The sequence below is a fragment of the Citrobacter enshiensis genome (assembly GCF_029338175.1).
GTDB lineage: Bacteria > Pseudomonadota > Gammaproteobacteria > Enterobacterales > Enterobacteriaceae > Citrobacter_D > Citrobacter_D enshiensis.
The window spans coordinates 1-14,314 of sequence record NZ_CP119862.1 but is presented as its reverse complement, the minus strand read 5'-3'; the positions used below and the strand labels follow the sequence as shown (position 1 = coordinate 14,314).

The 14,314-nt window shown below is 52.2% G+C and carries 12 protein-coding genes and 1 other annotated feature; of the genes, 3 read left to right on the top strand and 9 right to left on the bottom strand.

Annotated elements, in window-relative coordinates; translation table 11 throughout:
* Positions 1 to 106 precede the first annotated feature (106 nt).
* The 3 genes from P2W74_RS00060 to ibpA all read right to left on the bottom strand — a co-directional run bounded on the left by P2W74_RS00060 (position 107) and on the right by ibpA (position 2,973).
* On the bottom strand, positions 107 to 1,768 hold the full coding sequence (locus tag P2W74_RS00060; RefSeq protein ID WP_276293416.1) for a putative transporter: 1,662 nt from the start codon (positions 1,766 to 1,768) through the stop codon (positions 107 to 109).
* Positions 1,769 to 1,892: 124 nt separating this feature from the next.
* Positions 1,893 to 2,321, bottom strand: a complete 429-nt coding sequence (gene ibpB / locus P2W74_RS00055) for a small heat shock chaperone IbpB (protein WP_276293415.1) — start codon at positions 2,319 to 2,321, stop codon at positions 1,893 to 1,895.
* Positions 2,322 to 2,559: 238 nt separating this feature from the next.
* On the bottom strand, positions 2,560 to 2,973 hold the full coding sequence (gene ibpA / locus P2W74_RS00050; RefSeq protein WP_001532742.1) for a small heat shock chaperone IbpA: 414 nt from the start codon (positions 2,971 to 2,973) through the stop codon (positions 2,560 to 2,562).
* Positions 2,967 to 3,039, bottom strand: a sequence feature (ROSE (Repression Of Heat Shock gene Expression) occurs in the 5'-region of heat shock genes and acts as an RNA thermometer to modulate expression.). Its footprint overlaps the gene before it by 7 nt.
* A 239-nt stretch (positions 3,040 to 3,278) precedes the next feature.
* On the opposite strand from ibpA, the gene P2W74_RS00045 reads away from it, so the two are divergent.
* A complete protein-coding gene (locus tag P2W74_RS00045; RefSeq protein ID WP_192614045.1) occupies positions 3,279 to 3,611 on the top strand; it encodes a YceK/YidQ family lipoprotein in 333 nt (110 codons plus the stop codon).
* A gap of 1 nt (position 3,612) precedes the next feature.
* Here the strand turns inward: P2W74_RS00045 and P2W74_RS00040 are convergent, their stop codons facing one another.
* Positions 3,613 to 4,839, bottom strand: a complete 1,227-nt coding sequence (locus P2W74_RS00040) for a DUF3748 domain-containing protein (RefSeq protein WP_276293414.1) — start codon at positions 4,837 to 4,839, stop codon at positions 3,613 to 3,615.
* Between the two features lie 102 nt (positions 4,840 to 4,941).
* Here P2W74_RS00040 and cbrA point away from each other — a divergent pair, with 102 nt between their 5' ends.
* Complete coding sequence (gene cbrA / locus P2W74_RS00035) at positions 4,942 to 6,036, top strand: colicin M resistance lipid reductase CbrA (RefSeq protein WP_276293413.1); 1,095 nt, start codon at positions 4,942 to 4,944, stop codon at positions 6,034 to 6,036.
* A gap of 75 nt (positions 6,037 to 6,111) precedes the next feature.
* On the opposite strand, the gene yidA is transcribed toward cbrA, so the two are convergent.
* The gene (gene yidA / locus P2W74_RS00030) at positions 6,112 to 6,924 is read right to left on the bottom strand and encodes a sugar-phosphatase (RefSeq protein ID WP_276293412.1); all 813 of its coding nucleotides are present in this window, start codon (positions 6,922 to 6,924) and stop codon (positions 6,112 to 6,114) included.
* 822 nt (positions 6,925 to 7,746) lie between these two features.
* On the opposite strand from yidA, the gene P2W74_RS00025 reads away from it, so the two are divergent.
* Positions 7,747 to 8,079: a cupin domain-containing protein gene (locus P2W74_RS00025; protein ID WP_276293411.1), complete on the top strand. Its 333-nt coding sequence runs from the start codon at positions 7,747 to 7,749 to the stop codon at positions 8,077 to 8,079.
* A gap of 68 nt (positions 8,080 to 8,147) precedes the next feature.
* Here P2W74_RS00025 and gyrB read toward each other — a convergent pair whose 3' ends face one another.
* From gyrB to dnaA, 4 genes are all read right to left on the bottom strand, one after another.
* Positions 8,148 to 10,562: a DNA topoisomerase (ATP-hydrolyzing) subunit B gene (gyrB, locus tag P2W74_RS00020; protein WP_276293410.1), complete on the bottom strand. Its 2,415-nt coding sequence runs from the start codon at positions 10,560 to 10,562 to the stop codon at positions 8,148 to 8,150.
* Positions 10,563 to 10,590: 28 nt separating this feature from the next.
* Positions 10,591 to 11,664, bottom strand: coding sequence for a DNA replication/repair protein RecF (recF, locus tag P2W74_RS00015; protein WP_276293409.1), 1,074 nt, complete (start codon positions 11,662 to 11,664; stop codon positions 10,591 to 10,593).
* Positions 11,665 to 11,808: 144 nt separating this feature from the next.
* On the bottom strand, positions 11,809 to 12,909 hold the full coding sequence (dnaN, locus tag P2W74_RS00010) for a DNA polymerase III subunit beta (RefSeq protein WP_276293408.1): 1,101 nt from the start codon (positions 12,907 to 12,909) through the stop codon (positions 11,809 to 11,811).
* A gap of 4 nt (positions 12,910 to 12,913) precedes the next feature.
* Positions 12,914 to 14,314 carry a chromosomal replication initiator protein DnaA gene (gene dnaA, locus P2W74_RS00005; RefSeq protein ID WP_276293407.1) on the bottom strand — a complete coding sequence of 467 codons (1,401 nt, stop codon included), beginning with the start codon at positions 14,312 to 14,314 and terminating at the stop codon, positions 12,914 to 12,916.

The following is a 14,314-nucleotide window of genomic DNA, read 5'->3' as shown; positions in this document are numbered from 1 at the left end:
GTCAGGTGGGGATATGCTCTCAGCAAAGCAGGGGTTATGCGCCGTCAGCGGTGTTGAAACATCATAACCGGCACCCATAGGATGCCGGTCAGCAGGATTAATCCCTCTAGCCTAATCCCCAGAAAATCACCGCCAGTAGCTGCGGGGTGATAATACGCAGGAACATCACCAGCGGGTATACCGTCGCATACGAGAGCGCCGCCGCCCCACTGGTGGCATGCAGGTTATTGGCAAACGCCAGCGCAGGCGGATCGGTCATCGACCCGGCCAGCATCCCGCACAACGTCAGGTAGTTCATTTTTGCGAAGATACGCGCCAGCAGCCCTACCGTGATGAGAGGGATAGCGGTAATGACAATGCCATAACCAATCCAGCTTAGGCCCTCGCCTTGCATCAGGGTATCGACAAAATCACCGCCAGACTTCAGCCCCACCACGGCAAGAAACAGCACGATACCCAGCTCGCGCAGCGCCAGGTTGGCGCTCGGCGGCATAAACCAGTACAGCTTACCAATGCTGCCGATACGCCCCAGAATCAGCGCCATGATCAGCGGTCCGCCCGCCAGCCCCAGCTTTAACGCCACCGGGAACCCCGGTATAAACAGCGGGATTGACCCAAGCAGCACGCCCAACCCGATACCAATGAATACGGGCAGCATCTGTACCTGTTGCAGTTTTTGCTGTGCGTTGCCCACGACATTGGCTACCGCTTCAATGGCAGAGGGCCGTCCGACCAGGTTGAGAATGTCGCCAAACTGCAGACTCATCTCACCGCTTGCCACCAGCTCAATACCCGCCCGGTTAAGCCGCGAGATAACCACATCATAGTTCTCTTTTAGGCGCAGATCGCGAATGCGCTTTCCGAGCACTTTTTCATTGGTAACGACCACACGTTCAACACGCAACTCCGTGCCGCGAGTAGAAAGCGAGGTGTCCACCTCCTGGCCAATCACCACCTGCGCATTGTGCAGATCCCCTGACTGCCCCACCAGATGCAGCAGATCGCCAACCTGAATAATCGTCCCTGGTGAGGGCACCATCAGCGTTTCATCGCGTTTAAGTCGTGAACAGATGATTTTGTCGCTATTGAGGATGGGCACATCCTGAATCGCCATACTGTTGAGATTCGGGTTCTCAACACGGATGTTCATGGTCTGGATGAGCGAGTGGCCGCGGGAGAGCGTGGATTCATGCTGTTGCGCCTCCTCCTCGACATTGACGCGAAAAATCATTCGAATCAGCCACATCGAGAGTAAGATGCCGCAAATACCGAAAGGATACGCCATGGCATAGCTCATCCCCATCTGATCCACCACTGCCGCCGGTGTGCCCAGATCGCGCAGAATTTGCTGACCAGCCCCCAATGCCGGGGTGTTGGTTACCGCACCAGAGAAGATACCCAATACCACCGGTAACGGGATCGCAAACACTTTATGCAGAATAGCGGTGAGCAGACCGCCAATGATGACAATCAGAACAGCAAAGAGATTCAGACGTAAACCTGAGACGCGCAGCGACGCAAAAAAACCAGGACCGACCTGAATACCAATGGTGTAAACGAAGAGGATCAGGCCAAATTCCTGAATAAAATGCAGCATCTCGCCACCAAGGGAGATGCCTAGCAGGTCAGCATAATGCCCGACAAGAATCCCGCCAAACAGCACGCCTCCAATGCCCAGCCCCACCCCACGAACTCTGATGTTGCCGATCCATAATCCAACAACCGCCGCCAACGCCAGAACGCTAACCGTTAATGCTATCTCACTCATCTTCGTTTCCCTGTGAATAACATTATTATTTTAACCAGATTTTCGCAGAGTACAGGCGGTATGTATGGGTGGTAAAGCACAAAAAAGCCCCGTCATTTCTGGCGGGGCAAGGGCAAACAGTAAATTAGCTATTTAACGCAGGTCGTTCCTGAATCTCGATACGCTGCGGGGCGAGGGTTTCTGGCACATTGCGTGTTAAATCAATGTGCAGTAATCCGTTGGTAAACGTCGCACCAGAGACTTCCATATGTTCAGCCAGCGTAAAGCTCAAACTGAACGGCTGAGTGACCAGCCCCTGATGCAACCATTTGGTCTCTTTTTCCGGCTGCTCCGGGCTGCCTTTCACCGTCAGGCGCGTGCCTTCCAGTTGAATATCCAGATCTTCCTGACGGAAACCGGCCAACGCAAGGGTAATGCGATAGTGGTTATCGTCGCTTTTTTCGATGTTATAGGGTGGGAAGCTCTGGCTTTCACCGGTGTTTTGCAAGGCGTTGGCCAGTTTGTCAAAACCGATCCATTGACGCAGCAGCGGGGATAAATCGTAGTTACGCATAATCATTTCTCCTTCTAAGAAGCGAGTATTCCCGTCACACTTCACGTTGCAGATGCGCTGGCTGCGCTCGCTCACTCCCGTCACGTACTTTTGTACGCTCCCGGAGATTCACTCACTTGCCACCTTCCTGCAATGCGAATTGTTTAGGGCATAGCAGTACCTGCAAATCCGCAGATTTGCATATGCTCCCTGACGGCGAGCATGGGGATAACAGGCCGCGCAACGCGGCCCGACAGAATTAATTGATTTCGATACGGCGTGGTTTATTCGCTTCCGGAATCACACGCTCAAGTTCGATATACAGCAGACCGTTCACCAGGTTTGCGCCACGAACATGAATGTTCTCCGCTAACTGGAACTTGCGTTCAAAGTTGCGCTCGGCAATGCCCTGATAAAGGTAAGTACGTTCTTTTTGCTCATCAGCATGAGCACCTTTCACCACCAGCAGATTATCCTGGGCAGTAATTTCCAGCTCGCTTTCCGCAAACCCCGCCACGGCAATCGCAATGCGGTAATGGTTTTCATCCACCAGCTCAACGTTATACGGAGGGTAGCCGCCATTACTCTGGCTCTGGTTGTTTTCAAGCAGGTTAAACAAACGGTCAAACCCAATAGCGGAACGGTACAGCGGGGATAAATCAAAATTACGCATAATCAATAGCTCCTGAAATCAGCGAGAATATGAGACCTTCCATCATGGACAGGCCAGGCGGACAGAACACCCCTCAGGCATGCTCTTCGTTTGTCCTTGACTTAAAAATGGGTCCTGATACGAACTTTTCAAGCGCTTAAAGAGGACTTTTTTTGCAGTTTGCTGTCTATGGCATAGACTGGGGGGAAGCACGGATCGTTAAAGTGCGATAAGCACCACAGTGCGACATGCTGAGGGTATTATTCCAGGCAATGGAACGCTATAACTCAGCATGCAAACACCGTTGATCAACAGATGAATGAATCATGATAAAAAATGTGTTGTTACCGCTGGTGATGTGCGGCGGAATGGTTTTACTGGGTGGTTGCTCAAGCGTAATGTCACATACTGGCGGCAAGGAAGGGACTTATCCTGGCACACGCGCCAGCGCTACGATGATCAGTGAGAGTGATACAAACTGGGGTACAAAGTCTCTGGCAATACTCGACATGCCGTTCACCGCCGTGATGGACACCTTACTCCTGCCATGGGATCTCTTCCGCAAAGATAACTCTGTCAGATCCCGCGTCGAAAGAAGCGAGGAGAGAACGCAGATAACGAACTCCGTTATCCCCCCGGCAGAAATGTCCACGCCCTGATTTAACGCCCGGTTTCCGTCACCCACAGCTGACGGAAACCCTGTACGTCTTCCATCCACGCAATTTGCCGCCCATCCGGTGAGAAAACAACGGCATCCGCAGAAGGCGGATTACCATGCTCCGACGTCAGGAAGCATACATCTCCGCTGTGCGCGTCGCAGCAGGCAATTCTGTTCTCCAGCACATACCCCAACCATTTTCCCGACGGATGCCAGTTAAACGCCGACTGAATATCCGTTGCATGATGGGTAAGCTGACGCGGCTCTCCCCCCTGCGCAGCAATCAGCCAGAGCTGAACAACACCGTGCTCGTCACGCATCAAAAATGCAATCTCCGTGGCCTGCGGATTGCTGCGCACCCAGTGACGCGGCGCATTCACCAGTCCGGGATAAGCGCGCCCCTGAGTAAACGTCAGACGACGCTGGGTCACGCCGACTGGCGGTGCGGGCATCAATGATTCTGTTCCTGCCAGAGGCGTCTCTCCCGCCTGTTTCCAGTCGCTTTCTTCACGCGGCAGGTCGACGAGAAACAGCTCCGGCACCTTTTCGCCTTTCACCGACAACGTATCGCCGATAAAGGCCAGCGCATGATCCCCGACCCAGCCCTCTTCGTAGGCACGAGTAATCTCATCGCTGCCAGGGCTCGGGGTGGGTGTCGTTTGACTGACCAGCACACACCAGTGGCTACCGCTGTATTCACGGGGATTCTGACCCGACACCGTGACCGGTCCCCATGGCGCCGCGACACCGACGTTGCGCAGATCCTGCGCCGGGTCTCGCTCATGCAGGACGTGATCGTTATAGGTGAAGCTGACGAACTCGCCGTTCGGGCTGAAGACATGCACATGGCTACCACCGCGCAGCGCGCCGGGCGTGTATGGGGCGGTGATATCCATCGCGTCCAGGTTAGCAACTCTCCCCTGATGCGCAATGACCCCCCGACGATGGTGAAAATCGTAGTGCCATGCGGAATCTGGATTCTCAGGCCCATGAATAAACACATATTTATTCTCTTGCGGATGAACGGTCACCACACCCACATGCGCCCCTTGCGTGGCGCGATAAATCACCTCGACGGCCCCGGTTTCAACGTTTACCCGCTCGATGGTTTCCCCGGTAAAAGAGGCTCCCGACGGGCGTACATCGAACACCAGCCACTGGCTATCCGGAGTCCAGGTATTGATATTGGTAAGCTGGTGATGACGTGGCGCAAAGGTGATTTGTTTCATTGCATAAACCCTGATGCGAGACAATTCCGGCCATCATACTTCACAAGGGCTTCACTTTCAGGTTTTAGCATGCCTCCATCTCAATGACGGCGGGTAAAAAAGATGGAACACTTTGACGTGGCAATTATCGGTTTAGGCCCGGCAGGATCGGCGCTGGCGCGGCATTTGAGTGGAAAGATGCGTGTCATTGCGCTGGATAAAAAGCGCCAGTGCGGAACGGAAGGTTTCACCAAACCCTGCGGCGGCCTGCTGGCTCCGGATGCCCAGCGTTCATTTATTCGCGATGGCATTACCTTACCGGTCGATGTGATCGCCAACCCGCAGATTTTCAGCGTTAAAACAGTGGATGTGGCAGCCGCACTGACGCGTAACTATCAACGCAGTTACATCAATATCAACCGCCACGCATTTGATTTATGGATGAAATCACTCATCCCTGATGAGGTCGCGGTTTACCACGACAGTCTGTGCCGGAAAATCTGGCAAGAAGGCGACACGTGGCACGTGATTTTTCGCGCCGACGGCTGGGAGCAACACATTACCGCCCGCTATCTGGTTGGCGCCGACGGGGCAAATTCACTGGTTCGCCGCCATCTGTATCCTGAGCATCAGATCCGTAAATACGTCGCGCTTCAGCAATGGTTCGCTGAAAAACACCCTGAGCCATTTTACGCCTGCATTTTTGATAACGACGCCACGGACTGCTACTCATGGAGTATCAGCAAAGACGGTTATTTTATCTTTGGCGGCGCCTACCCGATGAAAGACGGTCAGGCGCGCTTTAACGCGCTGAAAGCAAAGATGGAAGCTTTCCATTTTCAGTTTGGCCAACCGCTAAAAAGCGAAAAATGCACGGTGCTGTTCCCCTCGCGTTGGGCAGATTTTGTCTGCGGAAAAGACAATGCGTTTTTGATTGGTGAAGCGGCAGGATTTATCAGCGCCAGTTCGCTGGAGGGAATCAGCTACGCGCTGGACAGCGCGGAGATCCTGAAATCCGTCTTTATGCGGGATACCGAGAATCTGAATGACGCCTATCGAAGCGCCACCCGAACACTGCGAATGAAGCTCTACGGTAAGATTATCAAAAGCCGAATGTTAACCTCGGCATTAACCAGAAAATGGATTATGCAAAGCGGCGTCGCACATATCCCACAGAATCAGGATCAGCAGACAGGCAATACAGCAGCGGAGATATAGACCTAAACCCGCAGCAGATGCGGGTCAGGAAGCGTTTTTTGCCGGAGGATAGCTGTGCCATCAGGCAATGAATGATTAATTCAGCACAAACTTCTCAATAGCGTACGCCACGCCATCGTCCAGGTTGGATTTGGTGACGAAGTTAGCCACCTCTTTTACCGACGAAATCGCGTTATCCATCGCCACGCCCATGCCGGCGAATTCGATCATCGCAATGTCGTTTTCCTGATCGCCAATGGCCATTATCTCATCGTGTTTAATACCCAGAGCATCGGCCAGCGATTTCACACCCGTGCCTTTATTTACGCGTTTATCCAGAATTTCGAGGAAGTACGGCGCACTTTTCAGCACGGTGTATTTCTCTTTTACGTCTGCCGGAATGCGGGCAATCGCTTTATCGAGGATGGCGGGTTCATCAATCATCATCACTTTCAGGAACTGCGTTGCCGGATCCATTTTCTCCGCTTCACAGAACACCAGAGGGATGGTCGCGACAAAAGATTCATGGACCGTGTAATAGCTGATATCGCGGTTAGCGGTATACAGCGTGTTGCGATCCAGCGCATGAAAGTGGGAACCGACGTCACGGGAGAGTTGCTCAAGATAACGATAGTCGTCATAGCTCAACGCCGTTTGCGCAACGGTACTGCCATCGCTCGCTTTCTGCACCAGCGCACCGTTATAGGTTATGCAGTAATCGCCGGGCTGTTCCATGTGAAGCTCTTTCAGATAGCTGTGGACGCCCGCAAACGGTCGGCCAGTCGTCAACACCACGTTAACGCCTCGGGCACGCGCAGCCGCAATTGCCGTTTTGACCGCAGGTGAAATGGTGTGATCGGGCAGCAGAAGTGTGCCATCCATATCGATAGCAATGAGTTTGATAGCCATGAGTTCCCCGGATTAAATGAGTCCGTCCTCATGCTAACGCGATTCCGCTCAAAAAACAGCAACGAAAAGGGGCTGAATAACAGCAAAACAATCCTCATTGCCGTCTACGCCTACAGCTTTAATTGGCTGGTTTAGCCATTGCCACTGCACATGACTCTCCGAATTATTTCTATAATAAATGTTAGACCACCAACCATACCTATTTTCAGATAATAAAACATTTAGCGTTAATCTAGAAAAACCATTAACACGGCCCCCCTCATGGAATTTAATATTAATTATCTATATTTTGGCGTGTTACATTTATTAAAATTATATACATTTCACCATTTTTAAAATTTGATTATTAATCTTCTTCATTAAAAAATACAACCAGATGAAAAATATGGTAAAAGCGGTGCGATTTATTCACTTTTCAATACACAAGATATCCTGCGCATTTTCTTGCTTCATGCAAATGTGAATTTCCTCACAGAAATTCACATTAAATTTTAGTCTTATGCATACAAAACATCGTTTCATTTTTTAAGTCTGCTGCGTCTTAAAATCATCAGATGTATATATAAGACCAACAATGAAAATTAAAAATCTGCGATGGTATATCATCGTCCTTGTATGTTGGGCACCATTACCAACTCTCTGGCAAGAAGTACACTCGGTGCTGCTGCGCCTGTGATGATGAAAACATTAGGGCTATCGAGTGAGCAGTGTTCCTGGATTGTCTCTGTCTTCCCCTTTACCCATGCGATAGGCGGTATCGCATAATGATTTTGCCGCTCATTTAATGCCTTTAGCATAACCAATACTGAGAGAGGAAACTCAATGTTCGTGTTACACAGTAATACGGTGAAGGACAACGTAGGAGAAGGCGTTTCCCGGCAACTCCTTGCCCATAATGGTTCCCTGATGGCTGTAGAAGTGGAATTCGATGAAGGCGCTATTGGGCCGTTGCACAGTCATCCCCATGAACAGCTTACTTATGTGCTTGCCGGTGAGTTTGAATTTACTATCGGAGAGGAGACACAGGTAGTGACGCAGGGAGATACATTGTATAAACGCCCTCATATTATGCATGGTTGCGTTTGTTTGAAGGCAGGGAAATTGTTGGATATTTTTACACCAATTCGGGAAGATTTTTTACCGCCGAAAAAGTAATGCGCGTAGCGACCTGAGCGCAAAAAAAATCCCTGCCTTTATAGCAGGGATTTTTATTTGAAACGTAATTAGATATCGATGTTCGCCGCTTTCAGGGCGTTTTCTTCGATAAACGCACGACGCGGTTCAACGGCGTCGCCCATCAGCGTAGTGAACAGTTGGTCAGCGGCAATCGCATCTTTCACCGTTACACGCAGCATACGACGGCTTTCTGGATCCATGGTGGTTTCCCACAGCTGGTCCGGGTTCATTTCGCCCAGACCTTTATAACGCTGAATGGACAGTCCACGACGGGACTCTTTCACCAACCAGTCCAGCGCCTGCTCGAAGCTGGCAACCGGCTGACGACGCTCGCCACGTTCGATAAACGCATCATCTTCAATCAGACCACGCAGTTTCTCACCCAGCGTGCAAAGACGGCGATATTCACCACCGGTCACAAACTCATGTTCCAGCGGATAGTCGGTATCGACACCGTGGGTACGCACGCGGATAACCGGTTCGAACAGGTTCAGCTCAGCGTCTTTACGCACAAGGCTATTCCAGGTGCTGCCGTGCATTTCATTTTCATTCAGCACGTTAACCAGCTGGGAAACCCAGGCCGTGACTTTAGCTTCATCAGCCAGATCGGCTTCGGCCAGCGTCGGTTGGTAGACCAGCTCTTTCAGCAGTGAGCGTGGGTAGCGGCGCTCCATACGACCAATCATTTTCTGTGTGGCGTTGTACTCAGAAACCAGTTTTTCCAGTGCTTCACCCGCCAGTGCCGGAGCGTGGGCGTTGGTGTGCAGCGTGGCACCATCAAGGGCGATAGAGATCTGGTATTGATCCATCGCCTCATCGTCTTTGATGTACTGTTCCTGCTTGCCTTTCTTCACTTTGTACAGCGGTGGCTGTGCAATGTAGACGTGACCACGTTCAACGATTTCCGGCATCTGACGGTAGAAGAAGGTCAACAGCAGCGTACGGATGTGTGAACCATCGACGTCCGCATCGGTCATGATGATGATGCTGTGATAGCGCAGTTTATCCGGGTTGTACTCGTCGCGACCAATGCCGCAACCGAGCGCGGTAATCAGCGTTGCCACTTCCTGAGAAGAGAGCATCTTGTCGAAACGTGCTTTCTCAACGTTAAGGATTTTACCCTTCAGCGGCAGAATCGCCTGGTTCTTACGGTTACGCCCCTGCTTCGCAGAGCCGCCCGCAGAGTCCCCTTCCACCAGGTACAGTTCAGAGTGGGCAGGGTCGCGTTCCTGGCAGTCCGCCAGTTTGCCCGGCAGACCGGCTAAGTCCAGCGCGCCTTTACGGCGGGTCATTTCACGCGCACGACGTGCCGCTTCACGCGCACGCGCCGCATCGATAATTTTACCGACGACGATTTTCGCATCAGACGGGTTTTCCAGCAGGTATTCGCTCAGCAGTTCGTTCATCTGCTGTTCAACCGCTGTTTTCACCTCAGAAGAAACCAGTTTATCTTTGGTCTGTGAGGAGAATTTCGGATCCGGTACTTTAACGGAAACAACGGCAATCAGGCCTTCACGGGCATCGTCACCGGTGGCGCTAACTTTGGCTTTCTTGCTGTAACCCTCTTTGTCCATGTAGGCGTTCAGAGTACGGGTCATCGCCGCACGGAAGCCTGCAAGGTGAGTACCGCCATCACGCTGCGGAATGTTGTTAGTAAAGCAGTAGATGTTTTCCTGGAAGCCATCGTTCCACTGCAGCGCCACTTCAACGCCAATACCGTCTTTTTCGGTGGAGAAGTAGAAGATATTCGGGTGGATCGGCGTTTTGTTTTTGTTGAGATACTCAACAAACGCCTTGATGCCGCCTTCGTAGTGGAAATGGTCTTCTTTACCGTCACGCTTATCGCGCAGACGAATAGAAACGCCGGAGTTCAGGAAGGAGAGTTCACGCAGGCGCTTGGCCAGAATGTCGTATTCAAATTCAACGACGTTGGTAAAGGTTTCATGGCTTGGCCAGAAACGAACCTGGGTTCCGGTCATTTCAGTCTCACCGGTCACCGCCAGCGGTGCTTGCGGTACACCGTGTACGTAAGTTTGCTGATGAACTTTACCTTCACGGCGAATCAGCAGTTCCAGTTTCTGCGACAGGGCGTTTACGACGGAAACCCCTACGCCGTGCAGACCGCCGGACACTTTATACGAGTTATCATCGAATTTACCGCCTGCGTGCAGAACGGTCATGATAACTTCAGCTGCAGATACGCCCTCTTCCGGGTGAATACCGGTTGGGATACCACGGCCATCATCGGTAACGGACACGGAGTTGTCAGCGTGAATCGTCACCACGATATCTTTACAGTGACCCGCGAGCGCTTCGTCGATAGCGTTATCTACCACCTCGAATACCATGTGGTGCAGACCGGTGCCGTCATCCGTGTCGCCGATATACATACCCGGGCGCTTACGCACCGCATCCAGTCCTTTCAGGACTTTGATACTGGAGGAGTCATAAGAATTCGACATCAACGTTTCTCGCTCATTTTATCTTGGGTTAATCCGTTATTTTACCCTTTTCCACGGTGAACATCTTCGAATTTTTGTCCGACATGTCAAGAACGTGTTCAGCGCTGATTGCGCTGACAAAGACCTGAGATTGCGTCGCTTTTAAGCGGCTGGCCAGCAGCCCACGACGCGCATCATCAAGTTCAGAGGCAAAATCATCTATCAGGTAGAGGCAGCGCCGCCCGCTTTCACGGGTCAGAAACTCCCCTTGCGCCAGACGTAAGGCGCACATCAGCAGCTTTAGCTGCCCACGCGATAAGGTATCTTCAACCGGCGCACCGTCGGCGCGAATGCGGAAGTCCGCTTTATGCGGCCCGTGCGCGGTATAGGTCAACATGCGGTCGCGTTCAAAGCCCCGCTCCAGCACCTCGGCATAATCCGTCTCTTTTTCCCAGCCTCGCTGAAAAGAGAAAGAGAGAGAAAATTCGGGTAAAAATTGCTGACAGGTATCCGCCATATCGGCAGCGATACCGGCGCTGTACTCCGCGCGCCAGGTGCTGATTTGTTCCGCCAGCGGGATCAGCTCTTTATCCCACGGACGCAGTTGTTCATATCGACTCACCTGGCGCAACGCCGCATTGCGTTGTTTAAGCAAACGCTTGAGATTGCTCCAGGCGGTGAAGAATCCGGTCTCATTATGAAAGCATCCCCAGTCCAGGAACGCTCTTCTGTATTTGGGGCCGCCATTGAGTAAAGTAAACCCCTCTGGCGTAATCAACTGCATCGGCATCAGGTGCGCCAGTTCAGCGACCTTGTGGCCGTCAGTGCCGTCAATGCGGACTTTACTGTCACCCTGCTTGTCTTTGGTCAGGCCGATGGAGGTCTCGCGCTCTTCACCCTGCAAACGACCATGAAGAACAAACGATTCCTGCTCGTGGCGAATCACGCGGCCAATCTGCAAACTGCGAAACGCCCGGCCATGGCCGAGTGTATAGATGGCTTCCAGCACACTGGTTTTGCCGCTGCCGTTCGCGCCCACCAGAAAATTAAAGCCGGGAGATAAAGCGAGATCCGCGTTTTCGATATTGCGGAAATCTTTGATGAGTAATCGCGTCAGTGACATATTTCAGTACGTTTTCCAGGGGCGTGGGTGTCGCAGGCAGTTCGTCTGCCGCCAGCGCGCAAAAAGCGGAGCGTACACGAAGTACGTGAGCATTTTGAGCACTGCCGGGAGGCGAAATGGCAAGTAAACCAGCCCCTTTCAACACTACAAGCGCATTGGCATAACAACATAGGCTGCGCTTTGAGACGCCGCATCTTCAATTTGCACACTGGAAACCGAGTCGGTCAGCATAATGCGCACGTTTTCGCACTTCAGCGCATTAAGCACATCCAGCACATAGCTGACGTTAAAACCGATCTCCATTTCGGTGCCCAGATAAGTGACATCCAGAATCTCTTCCGCTTCTTCCTGTTCCGGGTTGTTGGCGGTGATTTTGAGCTGGTTTTCGCTCACATACAGACGCACGCCGCGGAATTTCTCGTTCGAGAGGATCGCCGCACGGGCAAAGGCCTGTTTGAGAATATCGCAGCCCGCTTCCAGATGTTTGTCCGGATTCTTCGGCAATACGCGGCGATAATCAGGGAAACGGCCGTCAACCAGCTTAGACGTAAAGATAAAATCACCGACGTGCGCACGGATGTTGTTGCTGCCGATTTGCACGCGCAGCGGGTTATCGCCGCCATCGAGCATACGCATCAGTTCAATCACGCCTTTACGCGGCACGATCACCGAATGGTTCGGCAGCGATTGTCCGACCGGCATGGAACAGACCGCCAGACGGTGACCATCAGTGGCCACGGTGCGCAGCTCTTCGCCTTCAGTCTCAAACAGCATACCGTTTAAGTAATAGCGAACGTCCTGATGCGCCATGGAAAACTGGGTCGCTTCAATCAGACGCTTCATCGTCGCCTGCGGCAACGTGAATTCGACTTCGCTCTGCCAGTCATCCAGGTTAGGGAAGTCGGTTGCAGGCAATGTGGAAAGCGAGAAGCGGCTGCGGCCTGAACGCACCAGCATCCGATCGCCTTCCAGCTGGACGGCAATTTCAGCCCCTTCCGGCAAACCACGGCAGATATCAAAGAATTTCCGCGCCGGGACGGTGGTTGCGCCTGCGTCATGAGGCTGAATTAACGCAACGCGCGCCACCATTTCCATTTCAAGGTCGGTGCCGGTCAGAGAAAGCGTACCGTCTGCAACCTGCAGCAACAGATTACCGAGAATTGGCAGCGTAGGACGACCACCCAGCGGGCCGCTGACCTGCTGAAGCGGTTTTAATAAATGTTCACGTTCAACGGTAAATTTCATAGCGTCACGAAGATAATGTTCTGATTAAATTGGAGAAATCTTCTTTAATATCATGGCTTTCTTCACGCAACTGCTCAATCTTACGGCAGGCATGAAGAACGGTAGTATGGTCACGCCCACCAAACGCGTCGCCAATTTCCGGCAGACTGTGGTTAGTAAGCTCTTTTGCCAGCGCCATAGCCATCTGACGCGGACGCGCTACCGAGCGAGATCGACGCTTAGAAAGCAGATCCGCAATTTTGATTTTGTAATACTCCGCCACCGTCTTTTGAATATTGTCGATGGTGACCAGTTTTTCCTGCAACGCCAGCAGATCGCGCAGCGCTTCTCGCACAAAATCGATGGTGATAGCGCGGCCGGTAAAATTCGCGTTGGCGATAACCCGGTTCAGCGCGCCTTCCAGTTCACGTACGTTAGAGCGTAGACGCTTGGCGATAAAGAACGCCACTTCGCCTGGCAAACGAATGTCGTTTTCGTCCGCTTTTTTCATCAGGATCGCGACGCGCGTTTCCAGTTCCGGCGGTTCGATCGCCACCGTCAACCCCCAACCGAAGCGGGATTTCAGACGATCTTCAACGCCATTGATCTCTTTTGGATAACGATCCGACGTCAAAATGATCTGCTGATTACCTTCCAGCAAGGCGTTAAAGGTGTGGAAAAACTCTTCCTGGGATCGTTCTTTATTGGCGAAGAATTGAATATCGTCAATCAGCAACGCGTCAACGGAGCGGTAGTAGCGTTTAAACTCTTCGATCGCATTGTTTTGCAGGGCTTTTACCATGTCCTGTACAAAACGCTCGGAGTGCATATACACCACTTTTGCATTGGGCTTGCGCGCCATAATGCCGTTACCCACTGCATGCAACAGGTGCGTTTTACCTAAACCGGTACCGCCATAAAGGAATAACGGGTTATAGGCGCCGCCTGGGTTGTCCGCGACCTGACGTGCCGCCGCGCGCGCCAGCTGGTTGGATTTACCTTCGACGAAGTTATCAAAGGTATGTTTAACGTTGACGTTGGAGCGATAGGTTGGCTCCGCCGGGGCCGGTACATTGTCCCAACCCGGTCGAGCCGCAGGCGCAGCGCGTTGTGGCTGTACTTGCGCAACATACGCCGGCGCAACAACATGATTAACAGGCGTCTTTAGCGTCTGAGTCACGGGTTTTGTTCCCACCTCAAAACGCAGTTGCGGGGCATCTGCGCCGCAAAAATTATTCAACAGTCCATTGATGTTATTGAGGTATTTATCCCTTACCCAGTCGAGTACAAAACGGTTTGGCGCATACAAAGCCAGCGTGTTATCGCTCAGTTCCGCCTGCAACGGGCGTATCCACATACTGAACTCTGTGGCTGGTAACTCATCCTGCAATCGGGCAAGACATTGCTGCCAAAGCGAAAGTGACAC